This is a genomic window from Pseudomonas sp. H1_A03, assembly GCF_054685145.1.
Genome location: NZ_CP162829.1, coordinates 4,344,849 through 4,361,597 on the forward strand (window position 1 = coordinate 4,344,849; position 16,749 = coordinate 4,361,597).

14 protein-coding genes and 2 pseudogenes are annotated in these 16,749 nt (G+C 59.3%); 5 read left to right on the top strand and 11 right to left on the bottom strand.

Going from position 1 to position 16,749, the window contains the following annotated elements; translation table 11 throughout:
- Positions 1-37: 37 nt before the first annotated feature.
- A complete protein-coding gene (locus AB4O35_RS20225; RefSeq protein WP_065945973.1) occupies positions 38-952 on the top strand; it encodes a DMT family transporter in 915 nt (304 codons plus the stop codon).
- Between the two features lie 113 nt (positions 953-1,065).
- On the opposite strand, the gene AB4O35_RS20230 is transcribed toward AB4O35_RS20225, so the two are convergent.
- The 3 genes from AB4O35_RS20230 to fabF form a co-directional block, all read right to left on the bottom strand.
- Complete coding sequence (locus AB4O35_RS20230; protein ID WP_065873119.1) at positions 1,066-3,045, bottom strand: peptidase U32 family protein; 1,980 nt, start codon at positions 3,043-3,045, stop codon at positions 1,066-1,068.
- A 170-nt stretch (positions 3,046-3,215) separates the two neighbouring features.
- Entirely contained in the window at positions 3,216-3,596 is a 381-nt protein-coding gene (locus AB4O35_RS20235) for a RidA family protein (RefSeq protein ID WP_065945972.1), read from the bottom strand.
- 65 nt (positions 3,597-3,661) lie between these two features.
- Positions 3,662-4,930, bottom strand: a complete 1,269-nt coding sequence (fabF, locus tag AB4O35_RS20240; protein ID WP_065945971.1) for a beta-ketoacyl-ACP synthase II — start codon at positions 4,928-4,930, stop codon at positions 3,662-3,664.
- Positions 4,931-5,038: 108 nt separating this feature from the next.
- Here fabF and AB4O35_RS20245 point away from each other — a divergent pair, with 108 nt between their 5' ends.
- The 3 genes and pseudogenes from AB4O35_RS20245 to AB4O35_RS20255 all read left to right on the top strand — a co-directional run.
- Positions 5,039-5,527 carry a winged helix-turn-helix transcriptional regulator gene (locus tag AB4O35_RS20245; RefSeq protein WP_065945970.1) on the top strand — a complete coding sequence of 163 codons (489 nt, stop codon included), beginning with the start codon at positions 5,039-5,041 and terminating at the stop codon, positions 5,525-5,527.
- A gap of 213 nt (positions 5,528-5,740) precedes the next feature.
- Positions 5,741-6,418 (top strand): annotated as a pseudogene (locus tag AB4O35_RS20250) (PAS domain-containing protein); the annotation flags it as partial.
- 111 nt (positions 6,419-6,529) lie between these two features.
- A pseudogene (locus AB4O35_RS20255) lies at positions 6,530-7,006 on the top strand (methyl-accepting chemotaxis protein); the annotation flags it as partial.
- A gap of 129 nt (positions 7,007-7,135) precedes the next feature.
- Here the strand turns inward: AB4O35_RS20255 and idi are convergent.
- The 5 genes from idi to AB4O35_RS20280 form a co-directional block, all read right to left on the bottom strand.
- Positions 7,136-7,678 carry an isopentenyl-diphosphate Delta-isomerase gene (gene idi / locus AB4O35_RS20260; protein ID WP_065873114.1) on the bottom strand — a complete coding sequence of 181 codons (543 nt, stop codon included), beginning with the start codon at positions 7,676-7,678 and terminating at the stop codon, positions 7,136-7,138.
- Between the two features lie 27 nt (positions 7,679-7,705).
- On the bottom strand, positions 7,706-8,512 hold the full coding sequence (locus tag AB4O35_RS20265) for a class I SAM-dependent methyltransferase (protein ID WP_065873113.1): 807 nt from the start codon (positions 8,510-8,512) through the stop codon (positions 7,706-7,708).
- The gene (locus tag AB4O35_RS20270) at positions 8,509-10,746 is read right to left on the bottom strand and encodes a cytochrome P450 (protein ID WP_065890995.1); all 2,238 of its coding nucleotides are present in this window, start codon (positions 10,744-10,746) and stop codon (positions 8,509-8,511) included. The genes AB4O35_RS20265 and AB4O35_RS20270 overlap by 4 nt, the downstream gene beginning before the upstream one ends.
- 432 nt (positions 10,747-11,178) lie before the next feature.
- Complete coding sequence (locus tag AB4O35_RS20275; protein WP_065873111.1) at positions 11,179-12,048, bottom strand: isocitrate lyase/PEP mutase family protein; 870 nt, start codon at positions 12,046-12,048, stop codon at positions 11,179-11,181.
- Between the two features lie 131 nt (positions 12,049-12,179).
- Positions 12,180-12,644: an Lrp/AsnC family transcriptional regulator gene (locus AB4O35_RS20280; RefSeq protein ID WP_065873110.1), complete on the bottom strand. Its 465-nt coding sequence runs from the start codon at positions 12,642-12,644 to the stop codon at positions 12,180-12,182.
- Positions 12,645-12,779: 135 nt separating this feature from the next.
- Here AB4O35_RS20280 and AB4O35_RS20285 point away from each other — a divergent pair, with 135 nt between their 5' ends.
- A complete protein-coding gene (locus tag AB4O35_RS20285; RefSeq protein ID WP_065880507.1) occupies positions 12,780-13,820 on the top strand; it encodes a zinc-dependent alcohol dehydrogenase family protein in 1,041 nt (346 codons plus the stop codon).
- A gap of 90 nt (positions 13,821-13,910) precedes the next feature.
- Here AB4O35_RS20285 and AB4O35_RS20290 read toward each other — a convergent pair whose 3' ends face one another.
- The 3 genes from AB4O35_RS20290 to AB4O35_RS20300 form a co-directional block, all read right to left on the bottom strand.
- Positions 13,911-14,273 (bottom strand): response regulator, encoded by a 363-nt coding sequence (locus AB4O35_RS20290; protein ID WP_065873108.1) that lies wholly within the window; start codon positions 14,271-14,273, stop codon positions 13,911-13,913.
- 23 nt (positions 14,274-14,296) lie between these two features.
- Positions 14,297-15,739: an ATPase domain-containing protein gene (locus AB4O35_RS20295; RefSeq protein ID WP_065880508.1), complete on the bottom strand. Its 1,443-nt coding sequence runs from the start codon at positions 15,737-15,739 to the stop codon at positions 14,297-14,299.
- Positions 15,740-15,819: 80 nt separating this feature from the next.
- On the bottom strand, positions 15,820-16,632 hold the full coding sequence (locus AB4O35_RS20300; RefSeq protein ID WP_065873106.1) for a DUF1206 domain-containing protein: 813 nt from the start codon (positions 16,630-16,632) through the stop codon (positions 15,820-15,822).
- Positions 16,633-16,749: the final 117 nt, after the last annotated feature.

Sequence of the window (16,749 nt, forward strand, 5' to 3'; positions counted from 1 at the left end):
ATTGCCATAATTGAGCCTCACTTGAGGAGCCTTAATCATGGACACATCCATCCGTCGCGGGTCGTGGGAAATGGTCGCCGCCATGCTGATCTCGGGCACCATTGGCTGGTTTGTATTGGTCTCTGGCGTGTCGGTGATCGAAGTGGTGTTCTGGCGCTGCGTGATCGGCGGGCTGACACTGTTGCTGGTGTGCGCGCTGCTCGGGTACTTGCGCCTGGACCTGCTCAGCTGGGCCAAGGTCGGGCTGGCCATGCTCAGTGGCGTGGCGATTGTCGGTAATTGGTTGTTGCTGTTTGAGTCCTATTCCCACGCGTCAATTGCCATCAGTACGGCGGTGTACAACGTGCAGCCGTTCATGTTGGTGATGTTGGCGGCGGTGTTCCTGGGTGAAAAGATCACCGTGCAGAAGCTTGCGTGGCTGAGCGTGGCGTTTCTCGGGATGTTGGCGATTGTTACCGCCCATGGCGATCAACAGAGCAGCGGCGCAGATTACCTGGTGGGTATCGCGCTGGCGTTGGGCGCAGCGTTTTTGTATGCGATTGCGGCGTTGATCATCAAGCGCTTGAAAGAGGTACCGCCGCATTTGATGGCGTTGATCCAAGTCGCAACCGGGGCGGTGCTGCTGGCGCCTTTAGTGCCCTGGAACAGCCTGCCAACGGCGCCAGACGCCTGGGCCGCACTGGTAACGCTTGGCGTGGTGCACACCGGCTTGATGTATGTGTTGCTGTATGGCGCGATCCAGAAATTGCCGACGGCCATCACCGGAGCACTGTCGTTTATCTATCCGATTGCAGCGATCTTCGTCGATTGGATGGCTTTCGGGCATCGCCTGGGCTGGCTGCAATGGCTGGGGGTCGTGGCGATTCTGCTGGCGGCTGCCGGCCTGCAGCGCGGCTGGCGCTGGCCTGTAGTGAGCGGGCTTGTCCCGCGCTGGGCTGCGAAGCGGCCCTAAAATCAGACACCGTGTTCTACCTGGAAGAACGCGGTTTTTTTATTGGGGCCGCTTCGCAGCCCAGCGCGGGACAAGCCCGCTCACTACAAGCTGTTTCCAATATTGGCGATGGATCAGTGCGTGCCCTGAAAGATGATGTTTTCCGGGTTGAAATGCTCCACCGCACTGCCCGGCTGCGGCAGACCGAGGATGTGCCCCTTTATCTTGCCCACCACGTGCATCTCGCACGGCTTGCAGTCGAACTTCAAGGTCAGCACTTCATCGCCATGGATCAACTGCATCGGCGCTACCTTGGTCTTCACGCCGGTGACACCTTTGGCCTGTTTAGGGCACAGGTTGAACGAGAAACGCAGGCAGTGCTTGGTGATCATCACCGGCACTTCGCCGGTTTCTTCGTGGGCTTCGAAGGCGGCGTCGATCAGTTTCACACCGTGACGGTGGTAGAAGTTGCGGGCTTTCTGGTTGTACACATTGGCCAGGAACGACAGGTGTGCTTCCGGGTACACCGGCGGCGGCGAGGTCTCGGCTTTGCGGCCACCGCGCGGGTGAGCGGCGATGCGTGCGGCGGTCAGCGCTTCAATCACTTCGCGGCGCAGTGCCTTGAGCTGTGAGTTGGGGATGAAGAACGCTTGCGGTGCATCCAGCTGGATGTCCGTCGCGTGGTATTCGGTGGTGCCCAACTGGCCGAGCAGGTCGCGCAGAGTGTCCAGCGCCTGTTCCGGCTTGTTGGCCACGCCGAACGGGCCGGGCAGGGTGACGCTGGCGCTGATGCCTTCTTCGCTGGTGGCGGTGACTTCCAACTGCTCTTCACGCAGGCGCGCGGCCCACGCCAGCCCGATACGGCGCTCGGCGGAGGTCTTTTGCAAGGCCTGCTGCCAGTTATGGTCCAGGTTGCGGTTCAGCGGATGATTCGGGCGCAGTTGATGCAGGCCGGCCGGCATTTCGTTCGGCTCGACGCGGTAGCGGTAGCGTTTCTCGCCGTCTTCCTCGAACTCGCCTTTAGGCTCGGCGATGTTGGCGCGGAAACCCACGACTTCACGCTTGACCAGCACATTGAGGCCGTCGCCGTTGGACAACGGCTCATGGGTGACAACCTGCAAGTCGCGCTTGCCGGCTTTTTCCACCACACCCACCGGCAAGCCGGTAAACGTCGGGGTGTCGAAGGCGCCGATGTCGATCTTGCGGTCGCTGACGAAATAGTCGGTGCTGCCACGGTGGAAGGTTTTTTCCGGGTCGGGCAGGAAGAAATGCGCCGTACGGCCGCTGGACGCGCGAGCCAGGTCCGGGCGGTCTTCAAGAATCTCGTCGAGGCGCTGGCGGTAATAGGCGGTGATGTTCTTCACATAGCCCATGTCTTTGTAGCGGCCTTCGATCTTGAACGAGCGCACGCCGGCCTCGACCAGGGCGCGCAGGTTGGCGCTCTGGTTGTTGTCTTTCATCGACAGCAGGTGCTTTTCAAACGCCACGACGCGGCCCTGGTCATCCTTCAAGGTGTACGGCAGGCGGCAGGCCTGGGAGCAGTCGCCACGGTTGGCGCTGCGGCCATTTTGCGCGTGGGAGATGTTGCACTGCCCGGAGAACGCTACGCACAAGGCGCCGTGGATAAAAAACTCAATGGCCGCATCGGTTTCATCAGCGATGGCGCGGATTTCCTGCAGGTTCAGCTCACGGGCCAATACCAGCTGCGAGAAACCGGCCTGGTCGAGGAACTTGGCGCGGCCGAGGGTACGAATGTCGGTCTGGGTGCTGGCGTGCAGCTCGATGGGCGGAATATCCAGTTCCATCACGCCCAGGTCTTGCACGATCAACGCATCGACGCCGGCGTCGTAGAGCTGATGGATCAGCTTGCGCGCGTGTTCCAGTTCGTTGTCATGCAGGATGGTGTTGATGGTGGTGAACACGCGCGCGTGGTAGCGGCGTGCGAACTCCACCAGGGAAGCGATCTCACTCACTTCGTTACAGGCGTTATGGCGCGCGCCGAAGCTCGGGCCGCCGATGTAGATGGCGTCGGCGCCATGCAGGATGGCCTCGCGCGCAATGGCGACATCACGGGCAGGGCTGAGCAATTCGAGGTGATGCTTGGGCAAGGACATAGTTTTTTTAGTCAGGCTTGTCACGGTTGAGGCGCGCATTGTAGCTGTGAAACGCTGGGCGGGCACCTACCGCAGGGCTGGCGGCCTATGCGTCCCATGTTTAGAGGGTGCAAACCCAATCGAATGTGGGAGCGAGCAAGCCCGCTCCCACATTTTTGACCGAGTTCGGCTTAGGCCTTGGCGGCCATTGCGGTGACTTCAACGCGCATGCCTTCTACCGCCAACGCAGCCACACCCACCGCCGCGCGCACGGGCCAGGGCTTGGCGAAGAAGCGTTTGTAGACCTCATTAAAGGCGGCGCGATCGGCCATGTCGGTGAGGTAGATGGTCAAGTGCATCACCCGATCCATGGAACTGCCGGCCTTTTGCAGCGCGACTTTCAAGGCTTGCAGGGTGCATTCGCTTTGCAGGGTGATGTCGCCCAGTTCCAGGCTGCCATCGGCGCGGGTCGGGATCTGGGTGGACACCAGGATGCCGTTGAAGCCGATCACATCCGATGAAATCGAGTCGGCATCTGGGTCAGGGGTGTAGTGCAGGTCGTGGTTGGCCATGGGCGCCTCGCGTTGGCAGGTTCAGAAAGGCGCCCATGGTCCTCGAAAACGACAGCAGGGGCAAACTACGCCCAGCGGCGGAACAGCACACTGGCATTGACGCCGCCAAAACCGAAGCCGTTGGACAGTGCGTATTCAATCGCCATTGGCCGGGCTTCACCGCGCAGCAGGTCCAGGCCATCGGCGAGGGCGTCGGGGTTTTGCAGGTTGAGGGTGACCGGGGCGATCTGATCGCGCAGGGCCAGTACGGTGAAAATGGCTTCGATGCCACCCGCAGCCCCCAGCAGGTGGCCGGTAGCGGATTTGGTCGAGCTTATTGCGAGGCTGCCGTTGGCGCCGAACACCGTTTTAATCGCGGCCAATTCACCTTTGTCACCCACTGGCGTCGACGTGGCGTGGGCATTCAAGTACTGCACCTCAGCCGCCTGGATTCCGGCCTGGCGCAGTGCCTGCACCATCGCCCGCCGTGCGCCATCGCCGTCTTCAGGGCCGGCCGTCATGTGATAGGCGTCGGCGCTGGTGCCGTAGCCGACCAACTCCGCAATCGGCTGTGCACCCCGCGCCAGGGCATGTTCCAGCGCCTCGATGACGAGGATGCCGGCGCCTTCGCCCATGACGAAACCGTCACGCGCCTGGTCGAATGGCCGCGAGGCCCGTTCAGGTGTGTCATTGAAGTCGCTGGACAACGCCCGCGCTGCCGCAAAACCCGCCAGGCTGACCCGATGGATCGCTGCTTCGGCACCGCCGCACACCGCCACGTCGACTTCACCGGCGCGAATCATCCGCGCTGCATCCCCAATGGCCTGCACACCCGCCGCACAAGCGGTCACCGGGGCACCCAGTGGGCCTTTCAACCCGCAGTTGATCGACACATGCCCGGCCGCCATGTTGCTCAGAAAGGAGGGAATAGTGAACGGCGACAACCGCCGCGGGCCTTTGCTGTCGGTGGTGCGCACAGCATCGGCAATCGCCGGGAAGCCGCCCACGCCTGAGGCAATGATGGTGGCAGTGCGCTCTTGCTCTTCAGGTGTTTTCGGTGCCCAGCCGGCTTGCTTCAGTGCTTCATCCGCCGCTGCCAGTGCGAACAAAATAAAGCGGTCCATCTTGCGTTGCTCCTTGGCCGCCAGCAGCCGATCAGGATCAAACCCGGCTTCCGGGTCCTGCTGCACGCTTTGCACCTGGCCGCCAATGCTGACGGCCAAGTCTCCAATCAACGCCTCCGGCAGGCGACGAATGCCCGACTGCCCGGCCAACAGGCGTTGCCAAGTGGATTCCACGTCAGCGCCCAGCGGCGTCAGTGCGCCCATGCCTGTCACAACGATGCGTTTATTCATGATCAATCGACTCCAGTTGCGTTGAGGGAACAGACCCTATGGACGTCACTATCATCATGAAAGTAACATGGCGTCACGCACATTTGTACTCATCCACAGGTTACCGCCATGCAACGCAAGTCCCTCACCCGCGACGAATGCCCCATCGCCCGCAGCCTTGAACGGGTAGGGGAGTGGTGGAGCATCCTGATCATGCGTGACGCATTGCAGGGCCTGCGCCGGTTCGATGAGTTCTCGCGCAGCCTGGGCATCGCGCCCAATATGCTCACACGCCGTCTCAACGCGTTGGTGGCGGCGGGCATGCTCGAACGCCGGGCCTACAGCGAACGCCCGCCGCGCCATGAATATGTGCCGACGGCCAAGGGTGAGGATTTCCGTATGGTGCTGATGTCACTGGTGGCCTGGGGCAATCGGCATTACGCCGAGGAGGGCGCCAGTGTCGAGTTGGTGGAGCGCGAAACGGGCAGGCCGGTGCAGCCGATGTTTGCAAATGCCGAAGGGCGTGTGGTGCCGTTGGACCAGTGCGTGTTGCAGGCTGGCCCTGCAGCCAGCGCCGGCATGCGCGAGCGGTTGGCACTGCTCGACGCAAAGCCTTGAATGACGGGGGCTGCAGCAATTATCTGGCGCCAGAAAATAAACATTTTTGCCGCGTCAAGTCGCGTATTTCCCAGCCGATAGCCAATCAAGAGATTAGTTTTTCCGCGCGGCTGAGGGTACGTCATGTTCAACAAAACACTCAAAACCGAACTGGCGGCCAGGACGGCCGAATCCACTGAGTACAAAGGACTGATCGTCGCACTGGAACGCTCCATGGCCGTGGTCGAATTCGACCTCAATGGCAAGGTGCTGCGGGCCAACGATAACTTTCTCAAGACCCTGGGCTACAGCGCGGGTCAATTGAGCGGCAAATCCCACCGCGACTTTTGCTTGCCGGCGCTGACCAGCAGTGCAGCGTACAGCCAATTCTGGAGTGATTTGAAAGCCGGCAAGTTTGTATCAGGCACCTTCAAGCGCGTCGATGCCAATGGCAAGACGGTCTGGCTGGAAGCGAGCTACAACCCGGTCCTGGATGAACGCGGCCAGGTGCTGAAAGTGGTCAAGTACGCCTTGGACGTCACCGCCAAAGTGGAGCAGGAAGCGGCCACTTCCAGCAAACTGGTCGCGCTGGACCGGGCAATGGCCGTGATCGAGTTTGACCTCGGCGGCAACGTATTGGACGCGAACGCCAACTTCTTGAACGTGATGGGTTATTCGCTGGCGGAACTCAAAGGCAAACACCACCGCCTGTTTTGCGAACCGACCCTGGTCAACAGCAGTGAATATGCCGACTTCTGGCGTCGCCTGAACAACGGCGAATTTTTCACCGGGCAATTCAAGCGCCTGGGCAAACATGGCCGGGTGGTATGGCTGGAAGCCAGTTACAACCCGGTCTACGACGGCGACGGCAAGTTGGTCAAGATCGTCAAGTTCGCCAGCGATATCACCGAGCGTGTGGAGAAGTTCGAGGAAGACTCCCGTGGTGCTTCACGGGCCTACCATATTTCGTCCGAAACCGAGCGTTTTGCCGAGCATGGCACCCAGGTGATCCAGGAGACCGCCAGCGAGATGCGCCGCATCGCCGACAACATTGGCGCTTCTGCGCGACTGGTCGGGCAACTGGGCGATCGTTCGGAGCAGATCACCGCCATCGTCAATACCATTCGCGGTATCGCCGACCAGACCAACCTGTTGGCGCTCAACGCGGCCATCGAAGCGGCACGTGCGGGCGATCAAGGGCGCGGCTTTGCGGTAGTGGCCGATGAAGTGCGGCAACTGGCCGGGCGCACCAGCCGTTCCACGGCGGAAATCGCTGAGATGATCGGCATGATCCTCTCGGAAACCCGTGACGCCGTCACCAGCATGAACGCCACCCAGGAAGGCGCCCAACGCGGTGTCAACCTGGCGGATCAGGCGGGCTCGGTCATCCTGCAGATTCGCACCAGCACCAGTGATGCGGTGCAGGCCGTGAGCATGTTTGCGTCGAAGCTGGACGAGTCGGAAGTGATTCCCAAGACCGCCGTGGGTTGGATGGGCTGATGTGGAGAAGGGGGGGTTGTGGTGAGGGGGGCTTTGGTCAGGGCACCCCTTATTGATCGCGCCAGCCTTGGCGCTGCCGGTGTCGAGGGGGCGGTAGAGGTTGCCGCCGCAGAATCTGCGGCGGATTTTTCACGCCTGCAAGGCGGGCGTATCAAACGAAGGGTGCTCCGATATAAGGCGCTGCCATTCCATCCGGAACCACGGCGTGAATGGGGCCTGTGCCGATGAAAGTTGGGCTGATATTTCAGCGCGGGTCTGCCACTTGATCTCGCTGACTTCTTCGGTAGCCGGCAACACCTTAGCGTCAGATTGGGCAACCAGCACATGGCACAATTCGTGTTCCGCACCGATTTCACCAAAGTGCGCATGGTATTCAAAACTATAGAGAACGCGGCAGGAGGCAGAAATGCCCAGTTCCTCGCGCAGGCGACGAGACGCGGCATCCGTAATGCTCTCGCCAGGGGCTGGATGGCTGCAGCAGGCATTCGACCAGAAGCCTGGCCACAGCATTTTGCCTGCGGCACGCCGTTGGAGCAGATGACGCCCCGCGCTGTCGATCAAATGTACCGAAAATGCGCGATGGCGCTGTCCCGCCCCCAAGTGGGCGACGCGTTTGTCACAAACACCGATTTCTACGTCCTGTGCGTCAACTAACACCACATTATGGGTCATTTTGTATGTCCTTCAGTGCTATGCCTTTTACTCAAGAGTGGGGACTTGTCCCCAGGCGCTGACTAATGTCATCGCTGCGTCGGTAAACGCTGGATCCGCACGCAGGTTGGCCATGGCATTCAGGTCTTCCTGGGTGAGTAGCCCGAGTTTCAGCAGCGCTGGCCCTGCCTGTGCAGTGGTTGACGCCCAGAAGGTATCGGCTGGGCTGCTGTCGCCGATTCGGCCTTCGACGGTGCGGTGCGTAACTTTCGCGAGTCCAAGGGCACGTAATTGGTCGGGGAGGGTATCGGCCCAAAGCATGTCGGAACCGATGGACTGCTCCAGCAGCGCGATGCCGGCCTGGGCCACTTTGCGGAACAGCGGGTGCGCAGTGTTCAAGCTCGGTTGCAGGCTCATGTCTTCGATTACCAACCAGCCACCAGGGCGCAGCCAAGTGATCGCTCGCGTCAATACATCTTCGCGCTCATTGAGGTGACACAGCAGCGCCCGTGCGTGCACGACATCAAAGGAGGCAGCAGGGAAATCCTCGGTTGCCGCATTATGGGAGAGCACCCGAATGCCGGGTAAACCAGTCAGGAATCGGGTATCGATGTCGGTGGCCGTGACCGTCGCATCAGGATATTGCTGGGTCAGCCAACCCGCGAACGATCCAGCGCCAGCGCCCAGATCGAGGATAGCGGGCTTGGCCGGCAGCTCAAGCTGATCAAAAACCGTGTAGCTCAACGGGTCAAAGACATATTCCAGGGTGCGCAGCCGTTCCAATTGGCCGTCGTGCCGATCACCGAGATAGCTGCTGGTGTAGTCGGGCGCCTCGGCGGCGTCGATAGCGGTCATAGTGAGACCTCCAGTCGATCGGGCCCGCGGTTGAGGAACCCACGCTCGATGGGCTGAAAGCCCGGCGACCAGCGTACGTTTGGATAGGTCTGCAGCAGCAGGCGAGCGCCGATCGTGATTTCCATCCGTGCCAGCAGCGATCCCAGGCAGAAGTGACGCCCCGCGCCAAAAGCGAAGTGACTGGTCGACTGATTGCCGCGAGCCATATTGAAGGTGTCCGGGTCGGTGAATTGGTCCGGATCACGGTTGGCCGAACCGATCAGGCAAGCCAGGGTCGCGCCAGCAGGAATCGTTCCGGACGGCAGTTCCAACGCTTCACGGGCCTCTCGCAATATGAGCTGCAGCGGAGGGTTACGTCGCAGGGTTTCGGCGAGCGCATCGTCCATCAACTCTGGATTGGCCATCACCGCATCCTTGAGGCCTGGCTCGCTCAACAGGTTGACGATGAGATTGGCCAGCGCGCCGTGACTGGTCTCGCTGCCCGCTGTCATGAGGATCGCACAGTAGGCCCTCACGAACGTCTCGGACAACGGCTGACCGTCAATGCAGGCTGCCAGGAGTTGCGAGATCAAATCGTCTTTCGGCTCCGCACGGCGGGCGTCGATGTGTGGCTGGATGAAGTCGTAGAAACTGTCTCGGTTGGATAACCCACCGGTCAACAGTGAAGGATCCTGTCGATAGTTACCCATATAAGCGAAGCCGATGGCACACCAGTTCTTTAGCTGCGTCACCTCCTCGCAGGTTTCAGCCGGAAGACCCAGCACCTTGGCCATCACCCGCACCGGCAGTGCGGTGGTGAAATCTTCAATAAGTTCCACCTGGGAGCGGCCGCGCATGCGTTCGAGCAGATCGGTGGTGACCGAGATGATGGAGGTTTCGAGCACGGCGAGTGTTTTGCTGCGAAATGCTGGGGTGAGCAACGCCCGGTGCTGAGTGTGTTCGCAGCCGTCCATGGCGACTAGCGTGTGTCCCAGCAGCGGTCCGATCTGCCAAGCGTAGTTATTACTGCTCACCGCTGGATGGGTGAGTGCGGCTTTGACATCCACATGGCGACTGACCAGCCACACATCGGTGGGCTCGTCGTAGACAATCGGTAGTGTGGTACGCAAACGCTCATACAAGGGGTAGGGGTCGATTTCGAACTGTCGGGACTTGAGGGTCGGCGGGGTGAGATTCAGGTCCACTTGCCGGCCGGCCTGCGCCGCGGAATCGTTGGCATGCAGGTGATACCGGGAAACGCTACGGTGCCAATCGCCCGCCGCCCGCACAATGTGTCGCAGCCGATCCGGGTGGTTCGCGGCGAACGGCGGTTGATCTGCCTGCCGAGTGGCGACAGTGGTGAACTGCGCGACCGCCGTATTTACCATCTGATGGGCGGATTCGATTGCGGCTGGCCAATCGAGGCCAGCGCTGCCCGCCAGTATCGAGACTAGATTGAAGCGCTCACCACACACCACATCTTTGGCAATCGAATGGATATCGTTCGTCCAGGCAATAATGTCGGCACTGTGTTCGCGTAACCTGTTCCACCCTTCGATGTCGGCTGAAGGCTGGTAGGGGTCGAGCGTTTCGGCCCCATCGATCAGATCAAAGAAGAACAGCGCGCCAAACGAGTCCCGACGCAGCGGCAGATACTCGGCCAATGTGAGCGTCGTGTCGGTTTCGCGCATTCGTACCAGCGTCGCCTGCGCATGCAGATGCCGGATCAAATGCCGCACGAGCCTTTGTCGCCAACGCTCGTCACCCAAGTACCGGGTCTGTGGCCACAGATCATCGACCAGGGCAACGAGCATGGGGTCGTCAAATCGGTTCTTGTCACCCGACAGGTCAGCACTGTTCTGCTCGGTGACGGCCCGCACCGCACTGACGAAACACGCCAACGTACCGTTTTCCGCCCATGGCCCGTCGTCGATGCGGTCATCGAGAATGAGTGCCCACAGATACCAGCACACCAGGATCTCGGCCCGATGCGTGGGCGCTTCCCCGCACAGCGCTATCCCCAGTTCGAGCAGTGGAGTGGTGCTCAGACGATGTGCACCGCGGCGGCCGATCAAACCGTAGCGCTGGGCCCAGGCGAGAGCATGCGCGCGCAAATGAGCGCTGTCGGTGCGGGGTGGCGGACAGGAGAAAGGAAGGTCTATCTGAGGAATAATCAGCGTTGATCGCGGTAAATGATCGCTATGGCCGTGGCCGTGGCCGGTGCCGGGATCGCTTTCGCGGTGTTCCGGGGGCATGAAACTCTCCTTTTTTATAGATAATTGACGGCTATTCCAGGAAGCCGCCTGTTTTGCGACCACTGGCCATGGATGTCCGAAACGCCCTGCGGAACGCGTCGAGATCGTTGCCCCAGCCGTTCCGGCGCTAGCGCCTTATCGGTCAGCTTTCCAGCCGGCGTGACCTTACTCGAAAGCGAACAGCGTTCGATGTCGGAAAAGGTTGAGATTGATACGGAAAAAGCCGCTGGATACGGCGCGCAAAGGCCCAGCGCCTGAGTAGTTATGTCGACTTGTCTTTTGTGGGGACAGCGCGAAGCAATGCTGACCAGATGCAACAAGGGCGGTAGGAGGAGGGCAATTAAACAGGAGAACCTGGGGTTACCGCAGGCGGGTAATCGGTTCTTAACCTGAACGAAAAGGGACCGATGTCCCCTCGTTCGGGCTTGAGTCTTACTCTTTTACGTCCATGAACTCTTCAGCCCACGCCACGTAGCTTTCCGGCAACGTGTACGTGTGCGTCAGCTCGGTGGCGCTGAGGTTGTCGGTGCTATGGGTCAACTGGCGCTGGGCACGCAAGCTGTCGTAGGTAGCCTTGATCGCGGCAAAGTAAGCGCCGTGGCCGGCAACGACTACGCGCACACCGAGGCTGGCCAGCCGCTGGGCGTCATTCAACTTAGGATTGCCATACGTCACCAGCATCAGCGGCACCGTCAGGTTCTCCGCGATCTTCTCCAGGTGCTCGAAATCAGCCACACCCACCATGCAAATCCCATCGGCACCGGCTTTCTGATAAGCCAGGGTCCGCTCGATGACCGCTTCGGTCGGCAACACACCTGCGTTGGTCCGCGCAATGATCGACAACTCTGGATCAACCCGCGCCTCCAGTGCAGCCCGCACCTTGCCGATGCCTTCTTCAATGGAGATCAGGTCGGTGGACTTACGCCCAAATTGCGCCGGCAGCAATGTGTCTTCAATCGTCAACGCGGCCACACCGGCGCGCTCAAGTTCTTCGACAGTACGCATTACGTTCAGCGCGTTACCGTAGCCGTGGTCAGCGTCGGCAATGTACGGCAACTGGGCGACGCGACCGATGCGGGTGGCCTGTTCAACAAACTCACTCAGGGTGATCAGCGCGAAATCGGGTGCGGCCAGTACCTGCAACGAAGCGACTGAGCCACCAAGGATGCCGACTTCGAAACCCAGGTCGGCGGCGATACGCGCCGACATTGGGTCGAATACGGAGGCGGTTTCAACGCACGTTGGGGTGGCTAGCAATTCACGGAATTTGCGGCGCAAGGCTGAGTGAGAGAGTTTCGGCATGTTCTTTCCTGGTTCTGGTCATCGTCGAGTGACGATCAATGTCTATTCGTGGTGGTGCGAGATTAACACGCCAGGAAACAGGGGATTATGACGTTTAAGGCAGGCGTATGCGTTTAACGCATACGGCCTCTTCAAAGCAGCGGCAAACGGTTGATCACCTTCATCTCGCGCAGCGAGATATTTGAGCGGATGTTGAACACGCCTGGTAGCTTGCGCAGCACTTTCTCGACGAATCGGCTGTAGTCATCAAGGTCTTTAGCGACGACCTGCAACAGGAAGTCGGCTTCTCCTGTGGTGTTGTAACAGGCGAGCACATTCGGGCTGTCCAGAATGATCGCTTCGAACTGCGCGGTTACATCTTCGCCATGCTGGGTACACGCGATCTGTACGAACGCCATGACGCCGATACCGAGTTTGCGACGATTGAGTACCGCCTGAAAACCCTCGATGACCCCAGACTCTTCAAGCCGTTTTTGCCGCCTCCAGCAGGAGGCCTCGCTCATCGCCAATTGCTCGGCCAATTTCGCATTGGACAGCTTTCCATCCCGTTGTAGACGGTCGGCAATTTCAAGGTCGACTTTATCGAGTTTTTCCACAGTGAAAGATCCTTTCAGCAGACCCGCAGGCCAAATCAGTTTCTTGCAGAACTTACTGTAATGGCGCCTTTATAAGAAAGGTAAATTCATAAGATCAACGCATAATGAATGAACACTTCAAATTAAGGGGGTTCTATGAAGGCCGTGGTCTACGAAGCATTTTCAGCACCGCCCACGCTGCAGGTGGTTGCCGACCCGGCACCGGAAGCACATGGCGTCGTCGTAAAAGTAATGGCCACCGGCGTGTGCCGGAGCGATTGGCATGGGTGGGTCGGGCACGATGCGGACATCGAGCTGCCGCATGTGCCCGGGCATGAATTGGCGGGCATTGTCGAGGCGGTGGGCAAGGACGTTGTGAGGTGGAAAATCGGCGATCGCGTCACCGTTCCGTTCGTGGGTGGCTGCGGCGCCTGCCCACAGTGCAATGCGGGTCACCAGCAAGTCTGTGACAGCCAATTTCAACCCGGCTTCACGCACTGGGGGTCGTTCGCCGAATACGTATCGATTCATCAGGCAGACCTCAATCTGGTTGCCCTGCCTGACGCTATGGAATATGCCACCGCCGCCAGTCTGGGTTGCCGTTTTGTCACGTCGTTCCGAGCGGTCGTGGATCAAGGCAAAACCACCGCAGGCCAATGGGTGGCGGTGCACGGCTGTGGTGGCGTGGGTTTATCCGCCGTGATGATCGCCAATGCATTGGGCGCCAATGTGATCGCGATCGACATTGCCCAGGACAAGCTTGATCTGGCTCAGTCGCTGGGTGCGGCGGTGACTGTGAATGCCAGTCAAGTCGATGATGTAGTGGGCGCCGTGATGGAAATCAGCGGCGGCGGGGTGCATGTGTCCCTGGATGCCCTGGGACACCCGACGACGTGCTTCAACTCCATTAGCAACCTGCGCAAACGCGGCAAGCACGTCCAGGTTGGCTTGATGCTGGGCGGTAATAACACGCCCATCGTGCCCATGAGCACTGTGATCGCCAAGGAACTTGAGATCCTGGGCAGCCACGGTATGCAGGCTCACCGGTACGATGCGATGTTTGCGATGATCAAGTCCGGAAAACTGTCTCCGCAGCGACTGATAGGGCGCACCATCAGCTTGGAACAGTCCATAGACGCGTTAATGAATATGGACAGGTTCGAAGTTGCCGGTGTCACTGTGATTACGCAGTTTTGATCAACTAGAGCGCCCATCCAGCCTGATAAGCGCGCAGGCAGGAGGAGGGCGCTGTCGCCGCATCGCCGACACCTGCCAAAGGTTCGGCATTCAAGCTGGGGTCAACAGGCGCCGTACTTCGGCGATGATCAAATCAATCTTGAAGGGCTTATCCAGCACAGCATCAAACAAGTCTGATCTTTCCATGCCGACATGGGCTTGCGCACCACTCACCAGAATAATAGGCAAGTGATTGAGCGACGGCAGCGCACGTACGGCCGTTGCGAACTCGAGTCCGTCCATAACGGGCATCATGAAGTCGGTAATGATCAACGCTGGCCGTTCCCGCTCCAGCACTTCAAGGCCTTTGCGACCATTACCGGCCTTCACGACCATGAATCCTTCATCCTCCAGCGCATAGCCGAGAATATCGGCGATCAAGTATTCGTCGTCGACGACAAGGATGGTGGACATGTCAATTCAACCTAACCAAGTACTTATGATGCTGAGCCTGGTAGCGCAGAGTGTGCGGGAACTGAGGATGCATGTCGGGAAACCTTTCTCAGTTCAACGGTTTGGTCACGGACGACCACCTCCAGCAATGAGGTGTCATAGAAGCTGTCTCTCACTTTAAGAATGGAAAGCGTCCTCTTTAGTTCAAGTTGAATTTCCTGGAAGCGCATCAGCATCAGGTTGTCGGCGATGCTGGACAGTTCAGAGGCGGGCGCGCTGACCTCGGAGCCGACAAGGTCGTGGATCTCGATGGATGCAAATACCGTGACGCCCCTGGCACGCAGCTCGTTCATCAGAGCGCTGTAGAAGTCGGTGATGCGCGCGGGGTTATTCGACACGCGGGTCATCCCGCTCAAGCTGTCGATGAACAGACGCTTGATGCCTTTCTCCTCGACCACGCGCAACAAGCGTGCACCCAGCCCGTCGAGCAAACCTTCGGTAGTCGGTTGCCAGGCGATCGTCAGCGCGCCACTGTCTTCCAGCTGCTTTATATCGATGCCCAACGATTCGCCTTTCAGGCGCAAGCGCTGCGGGCTTTCATAGAAACCAAAGTGCAGGCCCGGCGACTCTACCGTTGATTCAGCCAGAAACTTGAGGCCCAAGGTGGTCTTGCCGATCCCTGATGGCCCCATCACCAGCGTGACGCTGGAGCGGTGCAGGCCGCCATTCAGGATGTCATCCAACGACCCGATGCCACTGGGGATACGCGTGAGGTCGGCGTTGTCGTGTGAAGACGGGTAGCTATAGAGGCTTTCCAGGCGCGGATAGACCATCAGGCCGTCGTCAGTGATTTCACACTCATGCAGGCCGGTCAGGGCGCCGCTGCCTCGGGTCTTGCGCAATTGAATACGCCGGACCGAACGCGTACCGAACAACTCCTCACCCATTTCGATTACACCGTCGACCATCGTGTGCTCGGGGCTACCGTCATCCAATCGCGAGCTGGTCAGGAACAGGACGGTGCAACCGGCAAAGGCGGCGTGACCTTGCAGTTCAGAAATGAATTTCTTGGTATCGATCGGGGAGTCGGCTTTGGAGCGGGCGTTGAGTAAACCGTCTACGACCAAGACCGTGGCCTTCTGCCGGCTGATTTCGCGCCGTAGCAGCTTGACCACTTCATCAAGACCTTCGTTTTCCAGTGTGTCAAACGCGCTGACGAACTGAATTTCCGCGCCCACCCGGGCTGCGTCAAAGAAGCTCAAGGTCGACAGGAACTGGAACAGCCGGTCATGGGACTCGGCCAACAGCGTGGCAACCAAGACACGCCCGCCGTTGCGCGCATGGTGGAACCCAAGCTGGTTGGCCAGAATGGTTTTGCCGGACCCAGGGCGACCCTGAATGATATAGGAGGCCCCAGCGACCAGTCCGCCCTTGAGGAGGACATCCAACCCTTCGATTCCGCTTTGAAGGCGATTTAGCTTTTCCACAGTACGACCCTGATCGTTAAACCCAATGGGCAGGATGCTAACGCCATTCGAGCGTTGGGGCCATTCAGGATTTGCATAACCTACGCTTTCGGTACTCCTGGCACATCCATATTTATCCTGCGCCAAAACGCTTCAGAAAAACTGTAAACCGAGAAAGCAATCAGCCCCAAGGCCATCACCATCAAAATCAACCATCCACCCGGAAGGTTCTGGAGCGCGTCGAGCGCTTCCTTCATACCAGGTGGGTCCATGGCTTGATAGGTAGAACCGCTGACTGCCAGTAGTAGCGCAATTTCTATAAACACGACGCCACGTGCCATGAGACCGAACCGAGACACTGGCCGGACGTAGCGCATGACATCTTCATCGGCATTAAAGTATTTCTCGAACGACGCCTTCCATCCCTTAATGATGTGAGCCACTCCAACGCCAAGTGGAAGGAGGGCGATCAGGTACACCAACACGTTCGAGTACTCCCAAGACAACAGATGCGCCAGCCAATCTTTGGTTTGCCCTCCGGAATTGCCCGAGCTTCGAATGCCGCTCATGAGGAGGCCGAGTGCAAAAAACGCTAAAGCACCGTTGACGACACCTCCGGAAAACAGGCCCGCTCGAATAACCAAACCCTTGAGTTCTGTGCCGTGATGATCGACATCACGCGTCGCTTGCAGGACACGCCAACCTGCAAAAGCGAGCAGACCTGCCACCACAAGCCCAACCAAAAAATAGCCGAACGGCTGGCCTAGCAAGGCTTCCAGGCTCTTATGGCTGTCCTTCGGTTTTGTCGAATCGTGTGCTGCCAGCAGCGCGAAGATACCGATGATCAAATAAAGCACGCCCCGAGCGGCGTATCCGCCGCGAGCGAGTACTACAAGGCTGTGTTGCGTGGACATTGGATCTATTCCCAAGAGTGATACAAGAGCAGACCCATCTTGCCGGGAGGGGTTCGATTGAGGCGATGCCTCTTTCGATGCTCATCAACGTTGAACTTATCAAGGTGCTCATCCCCC

What these genes read in the sequence shown, in the direction of transcription:
- AB4O35_RS20265 (WP_065873113.1), bottom strand. Translation starts at nt 8,512, where the DNA reads ATGACCGCTATCGACGCCGCCGAGGCGCCCGACTACACCAGCAGCTAT.
- AB4O35_RS20300 (WP_065873106.1), bottom strand. Translation starts at nt 16,632, where the DNA reads ATGTCCACGCAACACAGCCTTGTAGTACTCGCTCGCGGCGGATACGCC.
- AB4O35_RS20270 (WP_065890995.1), bottom strand. Translation starts at nt 10,746, where the DNA reads ATGCCCCCGGAACACCGCGAAAGCGATCCCGGCACCGGCCACGGCCAC.
- AB4O35_RS20230 (WP_065873119.1), bottom strand. Translation starts at nt 3,045, where the DNA reads ATGTCCTTGCCCAAGCATCACCTCGAATTGCTCAGCCCTGCCCGTGAT.
- AB4O35_RS20290 (WP_065873108.1), bottom strand. Translation starts at nt 14,273, where the DNA reads ATGTCCACCATCCTTGTCGTCGACGACGAATACTTGATCGCCGATATT.
- AB4O35_RS20275 (WP_065873111.1), bottom strand. Translation starts at nt 12,048, where the DNA reads ATGCCGAAACTCTCTCACTCAGCCTTGCGCCGCAAATTCCGTGAATTG.
- AB4O35_RS20235 (WP_065945972.1), bottom strand. Translation starts at nt 3,596, where the DNA reads ATGGCCAACCACGACCTGCACTACACCCCTGACCCAGATGCCGACTCG.
- AB4O35_RS20285 (WP_065880507.1), top strand. Translation starts at nt 12,780, where the DNA reads ATGAAGGCCGTGGTCTACGAAGCATTTTCAGCACCGCCCACGCTGCAG.
- fabF (WP_065945971.1), bottom strand. Translation starts at nt 4,930, where the DNA reads ATGAATAAACGCATCGTTGTGACAGGCATGGGCGCACTGACGCCGCTG.
- idi (WP_065873114.1), bottom strand. Translation starts at nt 7,678, where the DNA reads ATGACCCATAATGTGGTGTTAGTTGACGCACAGGACGTAGAAATCGGT.
- AB4O35_RS20245 (WP_065945970.1), top strand. Translation starts at nt 5,039, where the DNA reads ATGCAACGCAAGTCCCTCACCCGCGACGAATGCCCCATCGCCCGCAGC.
- AB4O35_RS20225 (WP_065945973.1), top strand. Translation starts at nt 38, where the DNA reads ATGGACACATCCATCCGTCGCGGGTCGTGGGAAATGGTCGCCGCCATG.